Here is a 25,469-nt window from a genome sequence, read left to right as displayed (position 1 = left end):
AATCCGCACTGGCCGCCTACGCCGGCTATCTTCACGCTTCCCGGAAAGCGGAGTCGAGCGGCAATCCACTTGATCCGGAACTGCGGAAATATCTTGCCGATCCACTGTTGACCCGGGTCAGGCTCACCATTCGCGACGCGAAGGAGCACGGCGCGATGCGTACCGGAAAGCTCGTCTCCAATCCGACGGTGGCCGGAGTCGATCTCGACTCCGATCCGGCCACCGTCTCGATCCAGGACTGCATCGACGCCACCGGCTATCGGCTGGTCTACAAGAAGAACCGGGCCGTGGTGCCCGGCTCGGCCGGCGGACGCCACCTCGCCACCGCCACCGCCACCCGGTACCCGGACGGACGATGGCTGATCAACGTCGGGGCCGTCCACGAGGACCAGCCGTGCTGACCCGGCGGGTGCTCGGCGCCGGAGCCGCCGGGGTACTGGTCGTGGCCGCCACCCTCGTGCTGACCGGCGGTCCCGCCACCGCCCGGGACCCGGGGGCGGAGTGCCCGCCCGGCCAGAGCAGCTGCGACGTCTGGGACCACGAGCCCGGCGACCCGGACGACGACGGCGGTGGCTCGACGAACCCCGGCGGCGACGGCTCCGGCGACGGCGACCGGGTCTGCAAGAAGGACGACGGCACGACCGTGCCCTGCTACGACGAGTTGCGCGGCTGGTTCAACAGCGCCGACGACTGTTACTACAAGCGGATGGAGCCCCAGTCGCCGGAGACGCCGGCCGGGATGACCAGCTACCTGAGGACCTGTGGCGGGCCGGCGACCGCCGAACCGGTCTTCCTGGCCGACCCGCCGGCCGGCTTCGACCCGCCGGATCCCCGGGAGATGGCCCTCGACCTGCTCGCCGGACTCGACCTCGAGGCGCCCCAGATCCGGACCTTCCCGAGCGGCTCACCCGGCCTGGTCGGCGTACCGGTCTGGCTCTACGACGCGTCGAGCTGGGATCGCGAGGTGGCCGACGACTCCGAGGGCGGCGTCACTGTCGAGATCGAGGCGATCCCGACGAAGATCGTCTGGGACATGGGCAACGGCGACCCGCTGGTGACCTGCACCTCCGCCGGTATTCCGTTCAGGGCCGGCCAGCACGATCCGCGCCGGCCGCCGGCCGGAGCCTGCACCTACGACGGCTACCCGCGCTCCAGTGGAAACAGCGAGGGCGGGAAGTACCAGATCACCGCCACCAAGCACTGGACGGTGCCGTGGAGCAGCAGCACCGGCGAAGACGAGGAGCCGCTCGCCGCCCAGCTGACGACCGAGACCACGATCCAGATCGACGAACTCCAGGTGGTGACCCGATGACCATGGCGACCACCCCCACCCTCGGCGGGCCGATCGACGCGCCGATCACCCCGCCCCGGATCGTCCGGCAGCGCCGGATGCGACCCGGCCTGCTCGGCCTCGCCGTACTGCTCATCGCGCTCGGCGGGCTCGGCTCCGCGTTCGCGATCACCTCGGTACGCGCCACCGGCAGCTATCTCGCGGTCGCCCGAGCCGTACCGGTCGGCACCGTGCTCAGCGCGGACGACGTGGTCGCCGTGCAGGTCGCCGGTGGGCAGGGCCTCGACCCGGTGCCGTCCGACCGGGTCACCGAGGTGCTCGGCAAGCGGGCGACCGTCACGCTTACCCCCGGCACCCTGCTGACCATGGCACAACTGACCGACAAGCCGCTGCTGGCCCCCGGACAGCAGCAGGTCTCGGTGGGCCTCAAGCCGAGCGAGGTACCGGCGAAACGGCTCCGCCCCGGCGACAAGGTGCTGCTGTTCAGCACCCGGGGCGAGAACGACACCACCGCGGCGCCGGCCACCCGGTTCCAGGCCACCGTCATCGACATGGCCACCCCGGCCGCCAACTCCGTGGTCCTCTACCTCGCGCTGGCGGCCAAGGACGTCCCGGCGGTGGTGGCACTGGCCGCCAGCGACCGGATCGCGGTCGTACTCAGCGCGGCAGCCTGACCGTGGCCATCATCGCCCTCGTCTCGGCCAAGGGATCGCCCGGAGTCACCACGGCCGCGCTCGCCTGCACACTGTCCTGGCACCACCGGACGGTGCTGGCCGAGTGCGACCCGTCCGGCGGTTCGGTGCTGGCCGGTTACCTGTCGGGGGCGCTGCCCGGCCCGCGCGGCATCGGCGAGCTGGCGGTCGGCGAACTGCGCGACGGCAACCTGGAGCAGGCGTTCTGGTCCCAGTTGGTCGACCTCGACGCCCCCGCGCGGGAGCGGCTGCTGCTGCCCGGCGTGGTCGACCCGGCGCAGGCGGGCAGCGTGGTTCCGCTGTGGCAGCGGTTCGCGGACTTCTTCGCCGGACTGGACAAGGGTCGACCGGCGTACGACGTGATCGTCGACTGTGGACGGCTGCACGTGGTCGGACCGCCCTGGCCGATCCTGCGGGCCGCCGACATCGTCCTGATCGTCACCGCGGCCCGGCTGCCCGACCTGTCCAGCACCCAGGCGACGGTCCGGACCATCGAGCGGGACTTCGCCGAGCACCGCGTACCGGCCGACACGCTGCGACTGTTGCTGGTCGGCACCGGCCACGGCCAGCACGAGGTCAGCAAGGCACTCCGGCTACCCGTGATCGCCCAACTGCCGCACGACCCGCGTACCGCCGAGGTGCTCGGCCACGGCGGAACGGTGCGCGGCAACCGGCCGCTGATGCGCGCGGCCAGCGCCCTGGAGGTGCCGATCCGGGCGACGCTCGACCGCCGCCGGGCCCGGCTCGGCTGGCCGGCGATCGAGGGGGTGCCGGATGCGGTTTGAGCCGGTCTACCACGACCCGCGACCCGGTGACCCGGCCACGGCGCCCGCCTGGCAGGTCATCCCGCACAACGGACACCAGCAGGCGGCCCTTCCGGTCGCCAACGGCTCCGCACCGCCGTACGTCGTTCCGCCGCACTCGGCACCACCACCGCCGGCACCCCCGCCCCGGGCCCGGGTCGACTTCGCAGTCGTCCGGGAACTCCGCCGGCAACTGAGCGAACGGCTCACCCTCTGGCAGCGCGGCCGGGAGTTCAGTCCCGCCGAGGAGGACGTCGAGCGGGCCCGGCTCGCCGTCGCCGTGGTGGCCGAGTACGCCGACTCCACCCGCCGGGCCGGCACCCCGATGCTGGCCGCCGAGGAGCGGATGCTGCTCGACCAGGTGAACGCCGAACTGGTCGGACTGGGCCGGCTACAGACCCTGCTGGTGGACAACACGATCGAAGAGGTACACATCCTCGGCTGCGACCTGGTCCGGATCAGCCGGCGCGGCGGCGGCGTCGACTGGGCCGAGCCGATCGCGGACAGCGACGAGGAGATGGTGGAGATCCTCCAGGCGGCCGCCCGCCGGGCCGGCGCCACCGAACGGTCGCTCTCCACCTCGAAGCCGACCCTCGACCTCCAGCTTCCCGACGGCAGCCGGCTCGCCGCGGTCTTCCTGGTCAGCCACCGGCCGTACGCGGTGATCCGGAAGCACAACACCATCGAGGTGAGCCTCGACGACATCACCGGCGCCCGGGCCGACCTGGACGAGATGCTCGACGTGCTGATCCGGGACTTCCTCCGCGCGGCGATGCGGGCCGGACTCAACATCATGGTGGCCGGGCTGGCCGGAGCGGGCAAGACGACGGTGATCCGGGCCCTGATGGACGAGATCCCGGCCGACGAGCCGTACGTGCTGCTGGAGGAGAGCCGGGAACTGCTGCCCACCCGGCGTGGGCGCAAGCACCGCGCGGTGATGAGTTTCGAGTCCCGGGAGGGGCACGGCGACCGGGGCATGGACGGTCGACCGGCCGGCGAGGTCACCATCGCCGACCTGATTCCGGTCGCGCTCCGGATGGGCGTACTCCGGATCATCGTCGGCGAGGTCCGGTCCCGGGAGATCGTCCCGATGCTCCAGGCGATGACGACCAGCCGAGGCTCGATGTGCACCATCCACGCCCGTACCCCGGCCGGGGTCAGCGAGCGGATCATCGAACTGGCCCTCTCGCACGGCCGGGAGATGACCGTCGAGCAGGCCCGCCGGATGGCCGGCAACGCGCTGGACCTGATCGTCTACGTCACCATCGAGGACGAGACCGCGATCGGCGGCCGGAAGCACCGGTTCGTCTCGCACGTCGAGGAGGTCATCGGGGTCGGCGAGGGCAACCGGATCACCACGACCACCGTCTTCGGCCCCGGCCAGGACGGCCGGGCGGTCCCCCGCCATCTGCCGGAACGGGTCCGCGACCAGTTGCTCCGGGTCGGGTACGACGTCCGGCTGCTGACCCGGTACATCGAGGCGGGGGCGGGTGCCTGGCGCCGCCCCCGGCACACCCGACTCGGCCCACCGGCATGAGAACACCGCCATGAACCTGCCCTCGAACATCGAGCTGATCGCCGTACTCTCCGGGATCGCCTGCACCACCGGCCTGGTACTGGCGGTCGTCGCGATGATCGGCACGAGCCGGCCGGTCCGGACCCCGGGCAGGTCCGGCCTGCGCCGACTCTGGCTCGGCAGCGGCACCACCGCCCGGGAACAACGGACCCACCAGACGCTGGTGATCGGCGCCATCCTGGCCGGAGCGGTGGCGTTCCTGCTCACCGGCCTGCCCGTGGTCGGCCTGCTGGTCGTGCTCGCGGTGCCGGGCGCGCCGTGGCTGCTCACCGCCGGCCGCGCCGAACGCCGGGCGATCAACCGGATCGAGGCGATCGGCGAGTGGACCCGCCGGCTGAAGGACGTCTCCAGCACCGGGCAGGGCCTCCAGCAGGCCATCATCGGCACGGTCGCGACCGCGCCGGACCGGATCGACGAGGAGGTACGCCTGCTCGCCGCCCGCCTGGCCGCCGGCTGGCAGGCCCGGACGGCGCTGCTCGCGTTCGCCGACGACATCGGCGACCCGGTCGGCGACCAGGTGGTGGCCGCGCTGATCCTGCACCTCACCGACCGGGGCGAGCGGCTCGGCGAGGTACTCGGGGCGATCGCCTCCGCCGCGGCGGCCGAGGTCGTCACCCGGCGCGAGGTGGAGGCCAAGCGGGCCCAGCCCCGGTTCGCGGTCCGCTTCCTCACCGGGATGACCCTGCTGGTCCTGGCGTACGGGCTGGTCAACCCGGACTACATGCGGCCGTACGGAACGCCGGACGGGCAACTCGTGATGGTGCTGCTCGGCGCCGCCTTCGTCGCCCTGCTGGCCTGGGTCCGGGCGATGAGCCTGCCGCCCCGGCCGGCCCGGTTCCTCGCCCCACCCGACGCCGACGAGGTGCTGACATGATCCTCAACTGGCACCTGACCATCGGCGTGCTCGCCGGCGCCGCCGTCGGGCTCGGGCTGTTCCTGCTGGTTCAGGAGGCGCTTCCGGCCACCCCGGCGCTCGGACCGGCGCTGCGCCGGCTGCACCAGCCGCCGGGGCTGACCCGACCGGCCCGCACCACCGGCCACGATCTCGACTGGCTGAGCGGGCTGTCCCGCTGGCTGCGTCCACCGCACCGGCAGCTCGCGCTGCTCGGGCAGACCCCCGAGCAGTACACCCTGTCGCTGGTGCTCTCCGGCCTGATCGGCCTGGCCACCCCGGCGGTGTCGACCGCGATCCTGTTCCTCGCCGGGATCCGGCCGCCGATCGTGGTACCCACCATCGGGGCGCTCGGCTTCGCGCTCGTCTGCGTACTGCTGGCGCACCGGAGCGTACTGGTCAAGGCGGAACGTGCCCGGCGCGAGTTCGGCCAGGCCGTCTGCGCGTACCTCGACCTCGTCGCCCTGCAACTGTCCGCCGCACACGGTCCGGTGCAGGCCCTGGAGCGGGCGGCGGAGGTCTGCGACGGCTGGGTCTTCGAGCGGATCCGGGAGGCGCTCCGGATGGCCCAGCTCCAGATGCACTCGCCCTGGGACGAACTCCGCGACCTGGCGGAGAAGATCGGCGTTCCGGAACTCGGCGACGTCGGCGCGATCATGCAGTCCTCCGGCACCGAGGGCGCCCAGGTGCACGACTCACTGCGGGGACGGGCCGACTCGCTGCGCGACCAGATCCGCACCGACAACCTGGCCCGCGCGGAGGCGGTCACCGGCCGACTCGACGTACCCGGCGCGCTGCTGGTCTTCGTACTCGTCGGCTTCGTCCTCTACCCGTTCGTGGCCCGCATCTGACCTCGACAGACCCGATATCACGAGAAGGGAGTGCCGCAATGTCAGTCATCGCATACCTGCACACCGCGTTGCTGATCCGGCTGGCCGAGTTGCGTCGCGACGGTGCGCGGGACCGGGGCGACAGCCCGGTGCCGACCGCGGTCATCATCTTCGGCCTGGTGGCGGCGGCCCTGGCGGTCACGGTCGCCGTGTCACGAAGTGTCTCGGACTGGATGGACGCGATCCCCAGCCCGGGCGGCGGCGCGGACCCCGGCACGGATCCCGGACTCGACTGAGTCATGCCACCACCGCGCGGTCGTCCCTGGTGGCGGCGGGCGATCGGGGCGCGGCGGGACCGGGGCGCGAACCCGGTCGAGCTGGCCATACTGATGCCGGCCATCCTGCTGCTGCTGCTCGCCTCGATCCAGGCCGCCGCCTGGTTCATCGCCCGGGCCACGGCGCTGAACGCCGCCCAGTCGGCGGTCAGCGCGCAGCGCGCGTACCAGGCCGAACCCGGAGTGGGCGAGGAGCGCGCGGAGGACTTCCTCGGCCGGGCCGGCGACTGGCTGGTCGGCTGGGAGGTCACGGTCACCGTTCCGGAGCCGGACGACACGCAGGTCAGCGCGACCGTCACCGGCACGCCGCTCCGGATCATGCCGTTCATCTCGCTTCCGGGCATCAGCGAGACCGCCTTCGGCACCGTGGAACGGTTCACCGACGAGGACCAGCCGTGACCGCCCGGGACCGGGGCTCCGTCTCGGTGGAGACGGCGATCCTCGCGCCGGCCTTTCTGGCGCTGGTGGCACTGGCCGGAGTCGCCGGCCGGACCGCCGTCGCACACGAGGCGATCGAGGTCGCCGCGCACGACGCCGCCCGGGCCGCCTCGATCTCGCGTACCGCCCCGGACGGGCGGGACGCGGCGCGGGCGGCGATGCAGGAGCGGCTGGCGGCGGAGGGGCTCACCTGTTCCGAGGAGCCGACGCTGGTCCTCGCGGGCTCGATGAACGGCGAGGACGCCGACTTCGAGGCCGTCTACACCAGCGGTCTCGGCACCGACGCGTCGGTCGTGGTGACGGTCACCTGCGACGTGCCGGTACGGGACCTGCGGATGCCGCTGCTGTCGGGCATGCGGACGTTCACCACCGTCGAGGCGACCTTCGCCTCCCCGCTGGACCGCTACCGTGGCCGGAGCCCCCGGTGACCGGGCCGATCGACGACGAGGTTCCAATCGGGCGGGACTCGGGGCGGGTGAGCCTCTTCCTCGCGGTCGCACTGATCGGGGTACTGGCGATCATCGGGCTGTCGTACGACGGCGCCGGTCAGCTCCGCTCGATGCAACGCGCCGACAACCTGGCCGCCGAGGCGGCCCGAGCCGGAGGCCAGGCGATCGACCTCGACCAACTGCTGGTCGACGGCACCACCGTGCTCGATCCGGCCGCGGCGCAGACCGCTGTCGACAACTACCTCGCGAGCGTGGACGGGGTACGACTCACGGAGGTGCGCTTCGAAGCCGTCGGGGACAACGCCGCCCTCACGGTCAGCCTCGAACTGGACTACGACACCGTTTTCCTCGACCTCTTCGGCTTCGCCGACAACATCACGGTGCCCGGTACGGCCACCGCGACACTCCTCACCACGACGAACCGCTGAATAGGGGGCATCGCCATGCCTGCATCGCGGACGGCCCGGCGGGCCGGTCAGTTCTGTACCGGGCTCGGGGCGTTGATCGTCCTGATCGGACTGCTGGCCGGAGCACCGCTGGCCCTGCTGGCCCTCGCCGGCAACCCGCTACCCGACCACCTGCCCGGACTCGACGAGCTCGGCACCGCGCTGACCAGCCGGGACGACGGACGACTCTTCCTCCGGGCACTGGCCGTCGTCGGCTGGGCCGGCTGGGCGACGTTCGCCCTCTCCGTTCTGGTCGAGGTGCCCGCCCGGATACTCCGCCGGCCGGCGATCCGGCTGCCCGGACTCGGCCGTCAACAGCGGTGGGCGGCATCGCTCATCGGTTCGGTGGCGCTGGTCCTCGCCGTCAGCCCCGCCGCGACCGCGGCGAGCGCGCTGACCACGACCCCCGTGGGGGCACCCGCGCTGCCGGCCGCACCGGTCGTGGCCGCCGCGCCCTTCATGACCGGTCAACCGGCGGTGGCCGGTCTGCCCCTGGCGGCGGAGCCCGCCTCGGGACCGGCTCCGCACTGGCTGGTGGCTCCGTCCGACGAATCGGCCGAGGAGCCCGTACCGGTGTACCGGGTGGAGAAGGGCGACTACCTCGGCCACATCGCCGGTCGCTATCTCGGCGACTTCGACCGCTATCCGGAACTGGCCCGGCTCAACGAGATCCGCGATCCCGACCGGATCCGGCCGGGCCAGCTTCTGCACCTGCCGCCGGCCGCCGAGGACCGGGGCGTACGCCAGCACGCCACCGGCCTGGTCGCGGTGCCACCCCCACCGGGCGGTTGGCCGCAGGTCACGCCCGAGGGCCCGGCACCCGGGGCCGAGCAGCCGGACGGCGTGGCGCCGCCGCAGAACGGCGTACCACCGTCGACCGGTCCGACGACGAGCCCACAGCAGCCGGTCGCGCCACCGCAGCCGGTCACCCCCCGAGAGTCGGGCACCCCGCGACAGTCGGTCGCACCGCAGCAGTCCGGGACACCGCTGCGGTCGGCCGCCCCGGAACGGCCGGTCGCACCGCAACAGTCCGCCACGGCGCCACAGTCCCCCACGGCCCGGCAATCCGGAACGGCGCAACAGTCCGCCACGGCGCAACAGTCCGCCACGCCGCAGCGGTCCGCCACGGCGCAGCGCCCGACCGCCTCGCCGCAGCCGGCCGCGCCGGCGCCGGCCCAACCACCCGGCGCGGCGGACGACGACGACACGTACACGATCAGCGCCTCCCAGGCCGGCCCGGTGGACGACCTCAACCGGCCACTCGCGGTGTCCGCCGTCATCGCGGTGGCCAGCATGGTGGGGGCGCAGATCGGTGCGGTCTTCGGTCTGCGGGGCAGGTCCGGTCGGCGTCCCGCGATCGGCAGTGGTCGACACCGGCTACGCGGCTGAGCGCGGTGGCGGATCGCACGGCTGAGCGCGGTGGCGGATCGCACGGCTGAGCGCGGTGGCGGATCGCGCGGCGGGGGTCACGACACCTCGCCGCGTGGTCGACGACGCACCGATGATCCCGCTGGCGGTCGAGGGCGGTCAGGGAAGACGGGTCTGGAGGATGCCACCCACCACCCGGGTCGGTAGCACCTGCTGGTCGGTTCCGGCCGGGCCGTGCACCACCTCGCCGCCGCCCAACTCGAACGTACTGCCGTGCCAGGGGCACTTGACGCAGGTCCGGCCATCCACCGTGGTCACCTCGCCGGCACCGAGCGGACCACTCTGGTGGGCGCACCGTTCCAGCATCACGGACACGTCGTCGCCGTCCCGGTAGACCACGACCGCGATCTCGTCGATCCGGCGGGTCAGCAGGGTGCGTTCCGGCAGGGCGTCCAGGTCCGCCACCGGATGCCAGCCCTCCTCGATCCGGCGCAGGTCGGGAACGCCCTGATTGACCCCGGCCGCCTGCTTGTAGGCGAGATGACCGCCGAGGAAGGCGCCGCCGCTGACCGCCGTCAGGCCGGCGAATCCGAGGGTACGACCGATGCCGTGCCGACCGCTGAGCCGGGCGGCCAGCGAGCCGGCGTACAGCAGGATGCCCGCGCCGTTCGCGGCGGCGTGCACCAGGCCCACCCGTTGCTGCTCCCGGGACAGCGACGCCCAGTCGTTCCAGCCGGCGATGGCGGCCGGCAGCGCGGACGCCGTACCGACCGCCACCAGCGTGGTGGCGGCGCGGCGCTGGCCGGGTAGCAGGTCGAGGATCGCCGTACAGACCCAGGCACCGACCGGCACCTGCACCAGCGCCGGATGCAGCGGATGCCCCAGCCACACCCCGTGCAGCAGGTCGCGGGCCCACTGCGGCCGGATCGCCCCGGCGACCACGTGCTGCATCCGGTTCGCCACCCGGTCCAGGGCGGCTGCCTGCTCAAGTCTGGTCAGAAAGGCTCGCACCGGCAGGAACTTCCCGCCGACGGACCGGGTAAACCCTCGGCACCCCGGTACTACCCGGACGGATTACGGCATGCCTCGGTCGGTGCGGGGTAGACCGGCCGACATGCGGATCGCGATCACCGGGGCCACCGGGAACGTCGGCACCGCGCTGCTGCGCCGGCTGGCCACCGAGCCCGACATCGAGGTGATCGGCATCGCCCGGCGCTGCCCGGGGCCGGACGCGGGTGCGCCGTACGACCGGGTGGAGTGGCACTCCGCCGACCTCGGCGACCCGGCCTGCCTGCAACCGCTGGCCGACCGGCTGGCCGGCGTCGACGCGGTGGTGCACCTGGCCTGGCAGATCCAGCCCAGTCACCAGCGGGCCCAACTCCGCCGGACCAATCTCAACGGCAGCCGGCACGTCCTCAACGCCATGCTGGCCGCCGACGTGCCGAAACTGGTCCACGCCTCCTCCGTCGGGACGTACGCGCCCGGCCCGAAGGACCAGCGGGTCGACGAGAGCTGGCCGGTCACCGGCATCGGACGGTCCGGATACAGCATGGACAAGGCGGCGGTGGAGGCCATGCTCGACGGGGCCGAGCGGGACTATCCGGTACTGCGGGTGACCCGGCTACGTAAGGCCCTGGTCCTCCAGCGCGACGCCGGTGCCGAGATCACCCGGTACTTCCTGGGCCGGTTCGTCCCGGTCACCCTGCTGCGCTCGGGTCGACTGCCGGTGGTGCCCCGGCACCGACGACTCAGGGTCCAGGTCGTGCACGCCGACGACGTCGCCGACGCGTACCTGCGGGCCCTGCGTAGTGACCTGACCGGCGCGTTCAACATCGCCGCCGAGCCGGTGCTCGACGGGCCGCTGGTCGCGGCGGAGTGGGGCGGCTGGGCGGCGCCGCTGCCGCTGACCCTGCTCCGGATGCTGACCCGGGCCGCCTGGCGGAGTCGACTGGTGCCCGCCGACGAGGGTTGGTTCGAGCTGAGCGCGGCGGTACCGCTGATGGACTGCTCCCGGGCCGAACGCGAGTTGGGCTGGCGGCCCCGGCGTGATGCCCGCGACGCACTGCGGGACCTGCTCTCCGGCATCGCCACCGGCTCCGGCACGGACAGCCCGCCGATGCGCCCCCGGGGGCGGGCCACCGGCCACCAGGCGGCCTGACCGGGAAGGCGGACCATCCGCGCGCGATCTCCACTGATCCACGTGCCGGCGACGGGACGACGTGGCACCGTAGACCTCCGTGGACATCGCGCGGGTAAAGGACTGGATCGCGGGCTACGAACGGGCCTGGCGTACGCCGGGCGCCGAGCCCCTGGCCGAACTCTTCTCCGGGAACGCGAGCTACCTCCAGGGTCCGTACCGGAAGCCGGTGGTCGGCCTGCCGGCCATCGCCCGGATGTGGGAGGCCGAGCGCGACGGCCCGGCCGAGGTGTTCACGATGACCAGCGAGGTCGTCGCGGTGGACGACGACGTCGCGGTGGCCCGGATCGAGGTGCACTACGGCGACCCGCCGGGCCGGGCGGAGTTCCGCGACCTGTGGATCATGCGGTTCGACGCGGGCGGCCGGTGTACGTCGTTCGAGGAGTGGCCGTTCTCGCCACCACACTGATCCGGCAGCCCGCGCCCGCGTCCCGCCCTCCTTCGGGAGGTCAGCGCATGCTCAGCGCCGCTCCGATGATCCTCTCGGTGATCGCCGGCTGCGTGTCGCCCTTCGCGTCGGTCGAGTTCACCGAGTACACCGCCCGCAGGGTGCCGTCCCGACTCGCGGCAATGGCAGTGGAGTAGCCCCACCGGGCGCCGGACTTGCCCCACAGGACCTCGCCGGTCGGCAGCGGAAACGCGGTCAGGCCGATGCTGTACAGGGCCGGCTCGCCGTCCGACGTTTCCGGCAACGTGAACATCTCGTCGAGCTGGGCGGCGGGCAGCAGCCGGCCGGCGAACAGCTCGCGCAGGAAGGTGTCCAGGTCGGCCAGGGTGGAGATCATGTCACCGGCGGCCGGCGTCATCGTCTGGCTCCAGTTCGTCACGTCGACCAGCGTGGTCCGCCCGTTCCGGCTGACGGTCTGGTAGCCGTGTGCGTGCGGGCCACGGATCGTGGGATCCGCGCCGGGTACGTAGGTGTCGCGCAGTCCGAGCGGCTCGAAGATCCGTTCCCGCATCTCGTGCGCGTACGAGTGGCCGGTGACCCGCTCGATCAGCATCCCCGCCACGATGTAGCCCATGTTCGTGTAATGCTGCTTGTCCCCCGGCTCGAACGCCCGCTCGTTGCGCAGCGCCGCCCGGACGATCTGTTCGGGCGTCCACCGGTCGAACCGGTGCGCGAGCTGCCACTCGACGCCGTCCGGCAGGGTCGGGCTCGGCAGGCCGCTGGTGTGGTCCAGGAGCTGCCGGACGGTCACGGCCGGATAGTCGGCGGGCAGCAGCCGGGGCAGGTACCGCTGTACCGGGACGTCGAGGCCGACCCGGCCCTCCGCGACGAGTTGCAGCACCACGGTCGCGGTGAACACCTTGGTCACGCTGCCGATCCGGAACCGCGCGCCGTCCGGTACGGGCGCACCGGTACGCAGGTCCGCCACCCCGGACCGGCCGGTCCAGCAGCCGGCGCCGGAGTTCACCCGTACCTGGGCGGCGGTCGCCTCCGCGCTGGGCAGGCCCTGGATCGCCGCCACCATCGCGGCCGGGTCCATACCCGCACCAGTGCACGCCGCCACGCTCTGCCGTCCGGCGCCACCGGAGGTCGACGTGCCGGCGCCACCGCTGCCGGAGGTCGACGTGCCGGCGAGGGCCGGCGAGACGGTGCTGCCGGCGAGGGCGACGCCGACCAGTGCGGCGAGGAACCGGGTACGCCCGGTGCTGATCTTCATGTCCGTCAGTCTGGCCGTGGCCCAACCAACCGGGCATCAGGGACGTGACCCCCGACAAACCCCGAATTGGCCGCCTAGGGGATGACCCTCCCCCGATCGTGGCGCGTCCGCGATCGGGGCTGTTGCGGCAGCGCTCACGGGTGGCCCACCGACCCCTACGAGCGGGCCGATAACCTCGGCTTTCGACGAAGGGCCGGCCCGGGCGAAAGGACCGGTCCGGCGATGGACCGGAAGGCGGGCGGTACGGCGTGACGCGACACGGCAGCGGCAGGACCCTTACGGCGGGCGACACGGTCACGGTGCGGTTGGTCAAGGCACCACGCCCCGACAAGTCGTACCCGGCATCGGTGCTCTCCGACGACGGCGTCCACGTGGTGGTCCGCGCGCCCTGGTCCGACCCGGTGGCCCGGGACATGGGCTTCGTCCGGTTCGAGCCGGGTGACGTCTTCACCGAGCACTACTGGCGGGACCGGTGGTACTCGGTGAAGGAGGTCCACGACGCGTCCGGCGTGTTCAAGGGCTGGTACTGCGACGTGACCCGGCCAGCCGAGGTGCGTGACGACGTACTCGTGGTGCCGGATCTGGACCTCGACCTGTGGGCGTCGGCCGACCGGAGTCAGGTACTGCGGCTCGACGAGGACGAGTTCCTGGACAGCGGGCTGACCGAGCGCGATCCGGTGGCGGCCGCCCGGGCCCGCCAGGCCCTCGACGAACTGGCCGACCTGGCCGCCGAGGGCTTCAGCAAGATCTGACGACGGATTGCCGCCCCTGACCACGTCGACCACGTCTCGACCACCCGGCCGGCTGGCCCAGGCCCGGTAGCGGATATTTGGGGGGTGCCGGAGTGGGGTGCCGGCGGGCATCCTGGTCCGATGGGCGTACGAGTCGAGGAATCCGGTCCGGTGCAGACGGTCGTGCTGTCCAGGCCGGAAACCCGCAACGCGGTGGACGGGCCGACCGCGCGGGCCCTGGCCGACGCCTTCCGGAACTTCGACGGCGACGAGCGGGCCGCCGTCGCCGTGCTCTGGGGCGAGGGCGGGACCTTCTGCTCCGGCGCCGACCTGAAGGCCATCACCACGTCCAGCGGCAACCGGGTCGAACCCGAGGGCGACGGTCCGATGGGCCCGACCCGGATGCGCCTGGGCAAGCCGGTGATCGCCGCCATCTCCGGGTACGCCGTCGCCGGCGGGCTGGAACTGGCCCTCTGGTGCGATCTGCGGGTCGCCGAGTCCGACGCCGTGTTCGGAGTCTTCAGCCGCCGCTGGGGCGTCCCGTTGATCGACGGCGGAACGGTACGGCTGGCCCGGCTGATCGGTGAGAGCCGGGCCCTGGACCTCATCCTGACCGGCCGCCCGGTGCCGGCCACGGAGGCGTACGAGATAGGGCTGGTCAACCGGCTCGTGGCGCCCGGAGAGGCACGCGCGGCTGCGGAGACGATGGCCGCCGAGATCGCCGGGTTCCCACAGACCTGCCTGCGCAACGACCGGTTGGCCGTACTGGCCTCGGCTGGGCGACCGGAGGACGAGGCGATGCGCACCGAGCTGGCGTACGGGATGAATTCCCTGGCCATCGACGCGTCGGACGGGGTGGCCCGGTTCACGTCCGGCGAGGGCCGGCACGGCGCCTACAACCCTTCCGCGTCCCCGGTACCGCCACCGACGTGACCGGCGTCATCGGCACCGCCGCCGCACCACGACGGGGCCGGCATCATCGGCACGAGCCGCATCATCGGCACGAGCCGCATCATCTGCGCGACCGGCATCATCGGCGCGACCGGCATCATCGGCACGACCGGCATCATCGGCGCGACCGGCCGACCGGATCCGTCAGGCGGCGGGCAGTGGCGGCAGCGGGAGGGGCAGCGCGGGCAGCCCGTCGAGGCTGACGCCGACGTGGTCCTTCCGCTCGCAGTACGCGGCGAACTCCTCGTCCGTCTTACGGCCGAAGTAGTCGGAGTGCAGGGTCCGCTCCTCGCGGTAATCCATGAACGGGATCGAGTAACCGCAGGTGTCACTGATCCGCTCGGCGGTGACCACGATGATCGCCCGCAGCCCCGGCGCGTCGGCCTGCTCCGGGAAGTGCGGGATCAGGTCCAGCCACCGGGGGTCGTCCCGGAAGACCGGCTCGCCCCGGCCGTGCACCCGGACGATGTTCGGCGGGCCGTCGAAGGCACACCACATGAGCGTTATCCGGCCGTTCTCCCGCAGGTGCGCCACGGTCTCCGCACCGCTGCCCCCGAAGTCGAGGTACGCCACGGTCTGCTCGTCGAGCACCGCCAGCGAGCCGACCAGGCCCTTCGGCGAGAGGTTCACGCGCCCGTCGCCGGCCAGCGGCGCGGTAGCCACGAAGAAGATCTTCTGCTCGTCGATGAACGACCGGAGCCGGCCGTCGATCCGATCGTAAGTTTTCCCCACGACAACATCCTCCCCGCTGCTCCGAGCCGGGCAGAAGCCGCTTCCCACGGTGTGACTGCCAATACTCGTCGGATGTTAGGAAGGGCCCCTTCTTATACAAAAAGCGATAAGAAGGGGCCCTTCCTTACATGCGGAGCCAGACGGCGGTGTCCGGCGGGAGCAGCTCCCCGTCGACCGGGCGGCTGGCCAGCAGTGTGTGCTGGTGCGGCGGGAGCGGGACGGGCGTGTCGGAGAGGTTGACGACGCAGGCGAACCCGGGTTCGCGGGCGAAGGCCAGTACACCGTCCGGGGCGGGCAGCCAGCGCAGCGTGCCGTCGCCGAGCGCGGGGATCTCCCGACGGATCCGGATCGCCTGCCGGTACAGCTCCAGCATCGAGTGCGGGTCGCTGGTCTGGGCCTGCACGGTCTGGTCCTTCCAGGCGGCCGGTTGCGGCAGCCAGGGGGCCGCCGTCGCGGTGTCCGGGCTGAACCCGAACGGCGCCGCGTCGCCGCTCCAGGGCAGTGGTACCCGGCACCCGTCCCGGCCCGGGTCGACAAAACCGGAGCGGGGGAACATCGGGTCCTGGCGCAGCGCGGGTGGGATGTCCTCGACCTCCCAGAGGCCGAGTTCCTCACCCTGGTAGACGTAGGCGGCGCCGGGCAGCGACAGCGAGAGGAGCGCGCCGGCCCGGGCCCGGACGGTGCCGAGTTCCAGGTCGGTGTACGTCCCCTCGCGCTTGCTGGCGAAACTGAACGTCGTGTCCGCCCGGCCGTACCGGGTGACCACCCGGGTCACGTCGTGGTTGGAGAGCACCCAGGTGGCGGGGGCGTCGATCGACGCGTGCTCGGCCAGGGTTCCGTCGATGCTCTCGCGCAGCGCCGCCGCGTCCCAGGCACAGCTGAGAAAGTCGAAGTTGAACGCGGTGTGCAGCTCGTCCGGGCGGAGGTAGTTGGCGAACCGCTGCCGGTCCGGCAGCCACACTTCGCCGATCAACGCGCGCGGTTCCGGGTAGCTGTCGGCGATCCGCCGCCAGCTCCGGTAGATCTCGTGTACGCCGTCCAGGTCGTGGAACGGGTGGGGCGCGTCGCCGACGACCTCGGGCAGGGTGGCGTCCTTGAGCAGCAGCGCCGCCGAGTCGATCCGGATACCGTCGACTCCCCGGTCGAGCCAGAACCGGACGATGTCCTCGAACTCGGCGCGTACCTTCGGGTGGTCCCAGTTGAAGTCCGGCTGCTGGGCGGCGAAGAGGTGCAGGTACCAGTCGCCGGGCGTACCGTCCGGGTTGGTGGTCCGGGTCCAGGTCCCGCCGCCGAACTCGCCGATCCAGTCGGTCGGGGGCTGGTCACCGTCCGGGCCGCGTCCCGGCCGGAACCAGAACAGGTCCCGCTCTGGTGCACCCGGCCCGCCGGCGAGTGCGGATTGGAACCAGGGGTGCTGGTCCGAGCAGTGGTTGGGCACCAGGTCTGCGATGATCCGCAGCCCCTGTCCATGCGCCTCGGTGATCAGGTCCTCCACCTCGGCGAGCGTCCCGAAGACCGGCTCGATGGCCCGGAAGTCGGCGACGTCGTAGCCGGCGTCGGCCATCGGGGACGGATACCAGGGGCCGAACCAGATGGCGTCGACACCGAGCTCGGACAGGTAGCCCAGCCGCTTCCGGATGCCGGCGATGTCGCCGATGCCGTCTCCGTTGGCGTCGGCGAAGCTGCGGGGATAGACCTGGTAGATCACCGCGTCTCGCCACCACCGGGGGCGCTCTGATGTGGACACGAGTACCTGCTCTCTGGATCGGTCCGGGGTCGCTGCCACCGGCACCTGCGCGCTGGGGTCCAACCGGTCGTCGTCGACCACCGATCGGATGAGGAACCTGACCCCCACGGATGTGAGGTTCTAACAGCCGGATACGGCCATGATCGGCTCAGCCCTTCATACTGCCCGCCGACGGAACCGTCGGTCGGGCCGTCGTCCGGGTCGGCGGCAGCCGCAGCGCGCTGCCCGGCCTCGATCTCTTCATGACGACACCCTTCCTTGGGGTGGCGCGCGGGAGTCTGATGCAGGGTCTCCGCGCGTGTCTTGTTTCGTGTCGATGACGATACAAACCCGCGCGGAAGACTGCAATAAGCCGACAGTACTCTGAAAGATAACGACTAGAGCCGGCGAGCTGGGTACCCGTGACGGTAAACGCCGAGCGGAGGCGGCCGGAAGCTCGAGGTTCCCCGCCGGAGGACAGGACAGGGGCCGGTCACCCCCGCGACCGCGCCCGGACTGAGCTGGGGAGTTACGGGCAGGAGCCCGGGTGCGGGCGGGTGAGGGTGCGAATGCGGCGGGCAGCCGATCGTGGACCGGTCAGCGCGCGGGCCGAGAGACAGGCCGGTGGTGGGGGAAGTGGTCAGTGGCCGGGCGCCGGCGCGGTCGAGCCGCGTACCACGAGCTCGGGTTCGAAGAGCAGTTCGTCGGCGAGCACCCCGGCACCCTCGATCTGGTTGACCAGCAGGTCCACCGCCGCCTGGCCCATCATCTCGATCGGCTGCCGGACCGTGGTCAGCGGCGGGTCGGTACAGGTCATCAGGGCCGAATCGTCGAAGCCGACCACCGAGACGTCCGCCGGTACCGACCGGCCGAGCCGACGGGCGGCCCGGATCGTGCCCAGCGCCATGACGTCGCTGGCACAGATCACCCCGGTCACACCGCGCTCGATGAGCTTGCTCGCCGCGACCCGGGCGCCCTCCATCGAGAAGCTGGAGCGTTCGACACACTCCTCGCCCTCGGCCCAGCCGGCGACGTTCGCCATCGCGGACAACTTCCGACGGGACGGCACGTGGTCGGCGGGACCCAGCACCAGACCGATCCGCTCGTGTCCGAGCGACCGCAGGTGTCCGTACGCCTGCTCGACCGCCACCGCGTCGTCGGTCGACACGCACGGAAAACCCAACTCGTCGACGCCGGCGTTGACCAGTACGACGGGCAGGCCCCGATCGGTCAGCCGCCGGTAGTGGTCGTGCTGGGCGTCGGCCAGGGCGTACGAGCCACCGGCGAAGATCACCCCGGAGACCTGGTGGTCCAGCAGCATCTCCACGTAGTCCATTTCGGAGATTCCGCCGATGGTCCGGGCGCAGAGTGCCGGGGTGAACCCGCGTTGGGCGAGCGAACCGGTGACCACCTCGGCCAGCGCGGGGAAGATCGGGTTCTGTAGCTCCGGAAGGACGAGCCCGACCAGTCGGGCCCGTTCGCCGCGCAGCTTGCTCGGCCGTTCGTAGCCGAGCACGTCCAGGGCGGTGAGCACGGCTACCCGGGTGCTCTCGGAGACGCCGCCCCGGCCGTTGAGCACCCGGCTCACCGTGGCCTCGCTGACCCCGGCCTTCTGGGCCACCTCGGTGAGTCTTCTGGTCACGGCCGCGATCGTACGACAGCGGCTTGCAAAAACCGAACCAAAGTTCGCCGCGCTACTGCAACAAACCGCGTACCGCCGTCTCAATCGCCCGGTGGAAGGTCGGATAGGCGTAGATCATTCCGGTCAGGGTGGTCACCGGGACCTCGGCGTGCACCGCCACGACCAGTGCGCTCAACACCTCGCCGCCGACCGGGCCGGCGGACGTCGCCCCGACCAGTACCCCACGGTCGGCGTCGCCGACCAGTTTGATGAAGCCCTCGTCGCCCACCTCGTGGATCCAGCCCCGGGTCGAGTCGGAGAGCAGGGTGAAGCCGACCCGGACGTTCAGTCCCCGGTCCCGGGCCTGGCGCTCGGTCAGCCCGACCGCACCCACCTCGGGATCGGTGAAGGTGACCCGGGGCAGGGCGCGGTAGTCGGCCCGCCGGCCACCACCACCGTCGAGGCCACCGCCGTCGACGCCACCACCGACACCGACGCCACCGACGCCGCCGCCACCTGCCGGTCCGGCACCGTCCGGACCGGTCCCGATGCCGGCCCGTCGCAGGATGTCGTCGATCGCGATCCCGGCCTGGTACATCGCCATGTGGGTGAAGGCGCCGTGTCCGGTCAGGTCGCCGACCGCCCAGATCCCGTCGGCCGCCCGCATCCGGTCGTCCGTCTCCAGGAACCGTTTCGTCGGATCCAGCCCGACGGTCTCCAGGCCGAGCGTTTCCAGTACGGCGCGCCGGCCCGTCGCCACCAGCAGCCGTTCGCCGCGGAACCGGTCGCCCCCGGCCAGGTGGACGGTGAATCCGGTGCCGTCGTGCTCGACCCGCTCGGCGTGGGCCCCGGTGTGCACCGTGACACCGTCCGCGCGCAGCGCCGCGGCGACCCGCTCCGACGACTCCGGCTCCTCCAGGGCCAGCACCCGCGCACCGCCCTCGACCACGCTGACCCGTACGCCGAAGCGGGCGAACACCTGGGCCAGTTCCACACCGATCGCCCCACCGCCCAGCACCACCAGCGATTCGGGCAACTCGGCCAGCTCCATCGCCTCCCGGTTGGTCCAGTACGGGGTGCCGGCCAGCCCCGGTACCGGCGGGATGACCGGAGTGGTTCCCGTACCCAGGACGACACCGACCCTGGCCCGGTAGACCTCGTTGCCGACCTGGACCAGACCGGGGCCGGCGAGGGTGCCGGTACCACGGACGAGACGGCCGCCCTTCGAGGTGAACCGTTCGGCGCCGGCGTCGTCGGTCCAGCCGGCGGTGGCCTCCTCCCGGATCCGCTTGGCCACCGTGGTCCAGTCCGGCTCGACCTGGGCCCGACCGGCCAGGTGGTCGACCCGGCGCGCCTCGGCCAGAGCATTGCCGGCCCGGATCATGATCTTGCTCGGCACGCACCCCCAGAACGGACACTCCCCGCCGACGAGACGGTGTTCGATGCCGACGACCGAAAGGCCGGCGGCGGCGAGCCGGTTCGCCGTCTCCTCGCCACCCACGCCCAGCCCGATCACCACGACGTCCACGTCCGCGGTCACGTCCGCGCCCACGGTGCCGTCGACGTCCACGTGCATCTGCTCTGGTTCCGCCATGACGCCAGCTTTCCTCATCCACCGCCGACCGACCACGCGGATCGGATCCTCGGCGTACGGCGTTTCGGACGCGCGCCCCGCTGCCTACGCTGGTCGGGATGGCCGGATCGACGCCCCGGACACCGACCGCCGACCGCCGAATGGGCACCGACCGGCCCACGGCCACGGGGAGGCGCGCTTGCCGATGACCGATGTCGACGTGGACGTGGACGTCATCGTCGCCGGGTACGGCCCGGTCGGCGCCGTCCTGGCGGCGCTGCTGGGCCGCCGGGGCGTTCCCACGATGGTGGTCGATCCCGGCGGCGGACCCTGTCCACTGCCCCGGGCCGCCGTACTCGACGCCGAGGTGCTGCGGGTCCTGGTCGGGCTGCCGGGAGCCGCCGACCTCGACCGGTGGGCGGTGCAGGTGCGCCACTCCCGGTTCCTGGGGCCCGACCACAGTGTGCTGATCAGCATGTCGCCGACGGACAGCGGGTTCGGGCTGCCCGCCGCCGCGCTGATCGACCAGCCGGAGTTGGAGGCCGCGCTGCGGGAGGGCATCGACGGGCTGCCCGCCGTTTCGGTCCGGCTCGGCCGTTCGGTGACCGCCCTCGAACCGGCCGACGACCATGTCCGGGTGGGGCTCGACGACGGTACGACGGTGCGGGCCCGCTGGGTCGTCGGCTGCGACGGGGCGTCCAGCACCGTACGACGCCTGGCCGACCTGCCCTTCCACGGCCAGACGTACGCCGTGCCGTGGCTGGTCGTCGATGCCGGAACCGACGAGACCGACGTCGAGGCGTCCACCTCGATGGTGCTCGACCCGCGCCGGCCGCTCGTCACGATGGCCAGCCCCGGTCGGCGTCGCTGGGAGTGGATGCTGCATCCGGACGAGGATCCGGCCGAGTTCGGCGGTACCGAGTCCGTCCGCCGGCTCGTCGCCGACTGGGTCGACCCGGACACGATCCGGCTCCGCCGGGTGACGGTCTTCACCTTCCACGCCCGGCAGGCGGAGCACTGGCGCCGGGGCCGGATCATGCTCGCCGGTGACGCGGCGCATCTTCTGCCGCCGTTCGCCGGCCAGGGCCTGGCCAGCGGCATCCGGGATGTCCAGAGCCTGGCCTGGCGGCTCACCGACGTGCTCCGTGGGCTCGCCGTCGCCGGGCTGCTCGACGGGTACGAGCGGGAGCGGCGGCCACACGTCGCCGAGTTGATCCGGGTGAGCCTCGGGGTCGGCCGGGTGTTGCAGACCCGCAACCGGGCCCTGTCGGCCGTACTCCGGTTGCTGGTCCGGGCGGTGGCCGCGATTCCCGGCATGCCGGCTCGCGCCGCCCGGCAGGGCCGACCACGGCCGGCGCTGCCGAAGGGCACCGGCGGCGAACTGCCCGGCGGTGGTCGGATGCTGCCCAATCCGCTGGTGGGGACCGCCGACCACGGGCCGGTCCGGCTCGACGAGCTGCTCGGTCCCGGCTGGGCGGTGATCGGGCTCGACTGCGATCCACTGTCCGTCGCGGACGCCGCGGCGCGGGCCTGGATCGGTGCCCGCGACGCGGTGACGCTGACCACCGACCGGGCGGCGGACCCGCGCGGACCGGGCAGCGGGTGGATCGAGGACGGCGCCGGCGCGCTGGGCGGCGGTCCGGCCGTTCTCGTCGTACGCCCGGACCGCTTCCTGCTCGGCGTCATGCCGCCACCGCTGTCCGGCCGGGACCTCGACCGGGCGATCCGCAGCCTCGGCGGAACCGCCGCCGGTTGATTCGGTGCGGCCGGCGGCGGCTAGGGGATGGTGGCGGTCGGTTGGGCCGTGGTCGGGAGATCGCGGTCCAGGGTCCCTCCACAGCGTTTCCCGCGCCACGTCCCGGGCCCCGACCCGGGTACGACCACCGGAGTGCCGGTCGGGGTCAGCAGCGCTCGGGTGAGGACCGCCGCCCGGCGTCGCCGAGGCACCACGGCCCGCCGGGCGAATACGTCGTATCCGGCGGCGACCACCTCGTCGAGGATGCCGCCGTACAGCACGTAGGCGGTGCGGATGCAGGACTGCGAGGCGGGGGCGAGCAGGGTGACGCCGGGCGCCGCCGCGCGGTAGTGCGCCCGGGCGCGATCCACCTCGTACTCGATCAGTTGCCGGATCCGGGGCGTGACGGCCCCTCGCCCGGCGGCGGCGACCAGGTCGGCGTGGCTGACGTCGAACCTGGCCAGGTCCTCGGCGGGCAGGTAGACGCGGCCCCGCTCCAGGTCCTCGGCGACGTCCCGGATGAAGTTGGTCATCTGGAAGGCGAAGCCGAGTTGCCGGGCCGGCTCGCGGGCGGCGGCCGGATCGGCGCTACCCAGGATCGGCAGCATCATCGTGCCGATCGCGGCGGCCGAGCCGTCCATGTAGTCGAGCAGGTCGGCGTAGCGGGGGTAGCTGGTCACGGTCAGGTCCATCGCCATGCTGCGCAGGAAGGCCGCGAAGTCCGCCCGGTCAAGATCGAAGACCGCGATGGTGTGCAGGACGGCCGGCAGCAGCGGGTCGTCGACCGGCGCGCCACCCAGTCCGGCGATGAACCGGTCGGACCAGTCGGCGAGCCGGGCGGCCCGAAGCTTCGGGGGCAGTTCGTCGGTCTGGTCCACGATCTCGTCGGCGTACCGGGTGAAGCCGTAGAGGGCGTGCACATGTCGCCGTTTCCAGGCGGGCAACAGCCGGGTCGCGAGATAGTAGGTGCGGCCATGCCGTTTGTGCAGCTCACGACAACACTCGTAGGACCTGCCGAGGCTGGTGTCCACCGACCCTCCTGGACTGATCGACGCATCAATCGACGCAACTCGTAGTCCTAGGGTACGCTCGACGACGGGTCCGAGAAAGCGGTTCCCGGCTCGCCACATCCATCCGGCGCGGCGGTTGCCCAGGTCGCGGCCGCCAGGAGCCCATGATGAGAACGGCGTGGAGGAGGTGGCGGGTGCGGACCGTTCCTGGACGGACCGATCGCGTGGTGATCGTCGGCGCCGGGCTCGGAGGCCTCGCCTGCGCGCTGCACCTGGCCGGTGCCGGTCGGCAGGTCACCGTCCTGGAGCGCGAGTCCGGACCCGGTGGCCGGGCCGGGCGACTGAGCCTCGACGGGTACGAGTTCGACACCGGCCCGACCGTGCTGACCATGCCCGACCTTCTCGCCGAGGCGCTCGCCGCGGTGGGTGAGGAGCTGACCGACTGGCTCGACCTCGTTCCGCTCGACCCGGCCTACCGGGCGCACTACCCCGACGGGTCCATCCTGGACGTGCATACCGACACGGTCCGGATGGCCACGGAGATCTCGCGGGTCTGTGGACCTCGGGAGGCCGACGGGTACCTGCGGTTCGTCGACTACGCCCGCCGGCTCTGGCAGCTCGAACGCACCGATTTCATCGACCGCAACCTGGACCGCCCGAGCGACCTGCTGACCGCGAACCTCCTCCGGCTGATGGCCGCCGGCGCCTTCCGGCGGCTACAGACGAAGATCGACCAGTTCTTCACCGATCCCCGCACCCGTCGGATCTTCTCGTTCCAGGCGATGTACGCCGGCCTCGCCCCGCACGACGCGCTCGCCATCTACACCGTGATCGCCTACCTTGATTCGGTGGCCGGGGTCTACTTCCCGCGCGGCGGCATCCACGCGGTGTCCCGGGCGATGGCTGACGCCGCCGAGAAGCACGGTGTCCGGATCGTCTACGACACCACGGTGACCCGGGTGGAGACCTCCGCCGGGCGAGCCACCGGGGTGCACACCGCCAACGGGACGCGGGTGCCGGCCGACGTGGTGGTGCTCAACCCCGACCTGCCGGTCGCCTACCGCGACCTGCTGCCACCCGCCGGGCGGCCGCGACGACTCCGTTACTCGCCGTCCTGCGTGGTACTACATCTCGGCTCCCGGCAGGAATACCGGCAGATCAAGCATCATAATATCCATTTCGGGCGGGCCTGGCGGGGCACCTTCGACGAGGTGATCCGGCAGGGCCGGCTGATGTCGGACCCCTCACTGCTGGTCACCAATCCCAGCCGGACCGACCCGTCGGTCGCACCGGACGGCCGGCACAGCTACTACGTCCTCGCCCCGGTACCCAATCTCGACCGTGGCGCCGGGCTCGACTGGCGGGGTGGGCTGGCGAAGCGGTACGCGGACGAGTTGCTCGACACCCTGGAGCAGCGCGGCTACCTCGGCCTGGCCGACAGCGTGGAGGTCGCCCGGATCGTCACCCCGGCGGACTGGGCCGACGCCGGCCTGGCCGCCGGTACGCCGTTCGCCGCCGCGCACAACCTGACCCAGACCGGCCCGTTCCGGCCGGGAAACCTGCACCGCACGCTGTCCAATGTGGTCTTCGTCGGCTCTGGTACGCAGCCAGGGGTGGGGGTACCGATGGTGTTGATCTCCGGAAAGCTCGCCGCCGCCCGGGTGACTGGAGGTGGCCGATGACCTCGGATCGCGATGTCGCGGACCAGGAGACCTCGGGCCGCGAGGCGCACCTGGTCGAACTGGTCGACGAGGCCGGGAACCCGATCGGCGCCCGGACGGTCGACGAGGCGCACCGGCTCCCCGGCCTGCTGCACCGGGCCTTCTCCGTGTTCCTGGTCGACCCGGCGGGACGGGTCCTGCTCCAGCAGCGGGCCGCCGCCAAGACCCGCTTCCCGTTGCGCTGGGCCAACAGTTGCTGCGGGCACCCGGCTCCCGGCCAGTCCCTCGACAGCGCCGCGGGCCAGCGGCTGCACGAGGAACTCGGCGTCGGCGGGGTTCGGTTGACCGAGATCGGGGTGTACCTCTACCGCGCGGAGGATCCCGAGACCGGCCGGGTGGAATTCGAGTACGACCACGTACTGCGCGGCGACTTCGGTCGCGACCGGCCGGTGCTGCCCGACCCGGACGAGGTTGCCGACCTGCGCTGGGTGCACCCGGACGAGCTGCGGGCCCAGCTGGAGGTCGATCCGGACTCGTACGCACCCTGGCTCGGCGGCGTACTCGGCCGGCTCGGCCAGCCCCCGACGGCACCACCGGCCGTCGAGGCGGCACCGACATCGGCCGCACCATCGGCTCCCGCACCGCCCGCGACACCGTCGGCTGCCGCACCATCTGCTGCCGCAGCGCCCACCGGATCGTCCCGGAGGCCCGGAAACGACGGACGGTGGCACGTCAGGAGCGCGACCGG

General features: G+C 72.3%; 25 protein-coding genes and 1 pseudogene. 19 read left to right on the top strand and 7 right to left on the bottom strand.

Annotated elements, in window-relative coordinates:
* The 12 genes from I0C86_RS05665 to I0C86_RS05610 form a co-directional block, all read left to right on the top strand.
* On the top strand, positions 1-401 hold a 401-nt coding region (locus I0C86_RS05665), incomplete at its 5' end, for a hypothetical protein (RefSeq protein WP_230393603.1).
* Positions 395-1,312 (top strand): hypothetical protein, encoded by a 918-nt coding sequence (locus I0C86_RS05660; RefSeq protein ID WP_196200124.1) that lies wholly within the window; start codon positions 395-397, stop codon positions 1,310-1,312. The genes I0C86_RS05665 and I0C86_RS05660, both read left to right, overlap by 7 nt.
* Positions 1,309-1,965, top strand: a complete 657-nt coding sequence (locus I0C86_RS05655; RefSeq protein ID WP_196200123.1) for an SAF domain-containing protein — start codon at positions 1,309-1,311, stop codon at positions 1,963-1,965. The genes I0C86_RS05660 and I0C86_RS05655 overlap by 4 nt, the downstream gene beginning before the upstream one ends.
* A 2-nt stretch (positions 1,966-1,967) precedes the next feature.
* A complete protein-coding gene (locus I0C86_RS05650) occupies positions 1,968-2,768 on the top strand; it encodes a ParA family protein (RefSeq protein WP_196200122.1) in 801 nt (266 codons plus the stop codon).
* Positions 2,758-4,323: a CpaF family protein gene (locus tag I0C86_RS05645; protein ID WP_196200121.1), complete on the top strand. Its 1,566-nt coding sequence runs from the start codon at positions 2,758-2,760 to the stop codon at positions 4,321-4,323. Before I0C86_RS05650 ends, I0C86_RS05645 begins: the two co-directional genes overlap by 11 nt.
* Before the next feature lie 10 nt (positions 4,324-4,333).
* Positions 4,334-5,236: a type II secretion system F family protein gene (locus I0C86_RS05640; protein ID WP_196200120.1), complete on the top strand. Its 903-nt coding sequence runs from the start codon at positions 4,334-4,336 to the stop codon at positions 5,234-5,236.
* Positions 5,236-6,105: a type II secretion system F family protein gene (locus tag I0C86_RS05635; protein WP_196200132.1), complete on the top strand. Its 870-nt coding sequence runs from the start codon at positions 5,236-5,238 to the stop codon at positions 6,103-6,105. The genes I0C86_RS05640 and I0C86_RS05635 overlap by 1 nt, the downstream gene beginning before the upstream one ends.
* A 38-nt stretch (positions 6,106-6,143) precedes the next feature.
* Positions 6,144-6,380: a hypothetical protein gene (locus I0C86_RS05630; RefSeq protein ID WP_196200119.1), complete on the top strand. Its 237-nt coding sequence runs from the start codon at positions 6,144-6,146 to the stop codon at positions 6,378-6,380.
* A 3-nt stretch (positions 6,381-6,383) separates the two neighbouring features.
* Positions 6,384-6,818, top strand: coding sequence for a TadE/TadG family type IV pilus assembly protein (locus tag I0C86_RS05625; protein ID WP_196200118.1), 435 nt, complete (start codon positions 6,384-6,386; stop codon positions 6,816-6,818).
* The gene (locus tag I0C86_RS05620) at positions 6,815-7,285 is read left to right on the top strand and encodes a TadE/TadG family type IV pilus assembly protein (RefSeq protein ID WP_196200117.1); all 471 of its coding nucleotides are present in this window, start codon (positions 6,815-6,817) and stop codon (positions 7,283-7,285) included. The genes I0C86_RS05625 and I0C86_RS05620 overlap by 4 nt, the downstream gene beginning before the upstream one ends.
* The gene (locus I0C86_RS05615) at positions 7,282-7,734 is read left to right on the top strand and encodes a hypothetical protein (RefSeq protein WP_323373479.1); all 453 of its coding nucleotides are present in this window, start codon (positions 7,282-7,284) and stop codon (positions 7,732-7,734) included. Before I0C86_RS05620 ends, I0C86_RS05615 begins: the two co-directional genes overlap by 4 nt.
* A gap of 15 nt (positions 7,735-7,749) precedes the next feature.
* A complete protein-coding gene (locus tag I0C86_RS05610) occupies positions 7,750-9,141 on the top strand; it encodes a LysM peptidoglycan-binding domain-containing protein (protein WP_230393601.1) in 1,392 nt (463 codons plus the stop codon).
* A 138-nt stretch (positions 9,142-9,279) separates the two neighbouring features.
* Here I0C86_RS05610 and I0C86_RS05600 read toward each other — a convergent pair whose 3' ends face one another.
* The gene (locus tag I0C86_RS05600) at positions 9,280-10,131 is read right to left on the bottom strand and encodes a Rieske 2Fe-2S domain-containing protein (protein ID WP_196200116.1); all 852 of its coding nucleotides are present in this window, start codon (positions 10,129-10,131) and stop codon (positions 9,280-9,282) included.
* A 103-nt stretch (positions 10,132-10,234) separates the two neighbouring features.
* On the opposite strand from I0C86_RS05600, the gene I0C86_RS05595 reads away from it, so the two are divergent.
* Positions 10,235-11,278 (top strand): NAD-dependent epimerase/dehydratase family protein, encoded by a 1,044-nt coding sequence (locus I0C86_RS05595; protein ID WP_196200115.1) that lies wholly within the window; start codon positions 10,235-10,237, stop codon positions 11,276-11,278.
* Positions 11,279-11,357: 79 nt separating this feature from the next.
* Positions 11,358-11,726 (top strand): nuclear transport factor 2 family protein, encoded by a 369-nt coding sequence (locus tag I0C86_RS05590; RefSeq protein WP_196200114.1) that lies wholly within the window; start codon positions 11,358-11,360, stop codon positions 11,724-11,726.
* 40 nt (positions 11,727-11,766) lie between these two features.
* On the opposite strand, the gene I0C86_RS05585 is transcribed toward I0C86_RS05590, so the two are convergent.
* A complete protein-coding gene (locus I0C86_RS05585) occupies positions 11,767-12,981 on the bottom strand; it encodes a serine hydrolase domain-containing protein (protein WP_196200113.1) in 1,215 nt (404 codons plus the stop codon).
* Positions 12,982-13,229: 248 nt separating this feature from the next.
* On the opposite strand from I0C86_RS05585, the gene I0C86_RS05580 reads away from it, so the two are divergent.
* A complete protein-coding gene (locus I0C86_RS05580; RefSeq protein WP_196200112.1) occupies positions 13,230-13,733 on the top strand; it encodes a DUF402 domain-containing protein in 504 nt (167 codons plus the stop codon).
* A 120-nt stretch (positions 13,734-13,853) separates the two neighbouring features.
* Positions 13,854-14,645, top strand: coding sequence for a crotonase/enoyl-CoA hydratase family protein (locus I0C86_RS05575; RefSeq protein WP_196200111.1), 792 nt, complete (start codon positions 13,854-13,856; stop codon positions 14,643-14,645).
* Positions 14,646-14,807: 162 nt separating this feature from the next.
* On the opposite strand, the gene I0C86_RS05570 is transcribed toward I0C86_RS05575, so the two are convergent.
* From I0C86_RS05570 to I0C86_RS05555, 4 genes are all read right to left on the bottom strand, one after another.
* On the bottom strand, positions 14,808-15,395 hold the full coding sequence (locus I0C86_RS05570; RefSeq protein WP_196200110.1) for a pyridoxamine 5'-phosphate oxidase family protein: 588 nt from the start codon (positions 15,393-15,395) through the stop codon (positions 14,808-14,810).
* Positions 15,396-15,519: 124 nt separating this feature from the next.
* Positions 15,520-17,142 (bottom strand): glycoside hydrolase family 13 protein, encoded by a 1,623-nt coding sequence (locus I0C86_RS05565; RefSeq protein WP_323373481.1) that lies wholly within the window; start codon positions 17,140-17,142, stop codon positions 15,520-15,522.
* Positions 17,143-17,761: 619 nt separating this feature from the next.
* The gene (locus I0C86_RS05560) at positions 17,762-18,763 is read right to left on the bottom strand and encodes a LacI family DNA-binding transcriptional regulator (protein WP_196200109.1); all 1,002 of its coding nucleotides are present in this window, start codon (positions 18,761-18,763) and stop codon (positions 17,762-17,764) included.
* Positions 18,764-18,815: 52 nt separating this feature from the next.
* Positions 18,816-20,318 (bottom strand): dihydrolipoyl dehydrogenase family protein, encoded by a 1,503-nt coding sequence (locus I0C86_RS05555; RefSeq protein ID WP_196200129.1) that lies wholly within the window; start codon positions 20,316-20,318, stop codon positions 18,816-18,818.
* A 202-nt stretch (positions 20,319-20,520) separates the two neighbouring features.
* Here I0C86_RS05555 and I0C86_RS05550 point away from each other — a divergent pair, with 202 nt between their 5' ends.
* Positions 20,521-22,071, top strand: coding sequence for a bifunctional 3-(3-hydroxy-phenyl)propionate/3-hydroxycinnamic acid hydroxylase (locus tag I0C86_RS05550; RefSeq protein WP_196200108.1), 1,551 nt, complete (start codon positions 20,521-20,523; stop codon positions 22,069-22,071).
* 20 nt (positions 22,072-22,091) lie between these two features.
* On the opposite strand, the gene I0C86_RS05545 is transcribed toward I0C86_RS05550, so the two are convergent.
* Positions 22,092-23,081, bottom strand: coding sequence for a phytoene/squalene synthase family protein (locus I0C86_RS05545; protein ID WP_196200107.1), 990 nt, complete (start codon positions 23,079-23,081; stop codon positions 22,092-22,094).
* A 173-nt stretch (positions 23,082-23,254) separates the two neighbouring features.
* Here I0C86_RS05545 and crtI point away from each other — a divergent pair, with 173 nt between their 5' ends.
* Both crtI and idi read left to right on the top strand, forming a co-directional pair.
* Entirely contained in the window at positions 23,255-24,742 is a 1,488-nt protein-coding gene (gene crtI / locus I0C86_RS05540; protein WP_196200106.1) for a phytoene desaturase family protein, read from the top strand.
* A pseudogene (idi, locus tag I0C86_RS05535) lies at positions 24,739-25,353 on the top strand (isopentenyl-diphosphate Delta-isomerase); the annotation flags it as partial. The gene crtI and the pseudogene idi, both read left to right, overlap by 4 nt.
* Between the last annotated feature and the right edge of the window lie 116 nt (positions 25,354-25,469).

Origin of the sequence: Plantactinospora alkalitolerans (assembly GCF_015690345.1) — a bacterium.
Classification (GTDB): domain Bacteria; phylum Actinomycetota; class Actinomycetes; order Mycobacteriales; family Micromonosporaceae; genus Plantactinospora; species Plantactinospora alkalitolerans.
This window is presented reverse-complemented; position numbering and strand designations above follow the sequence as displayed.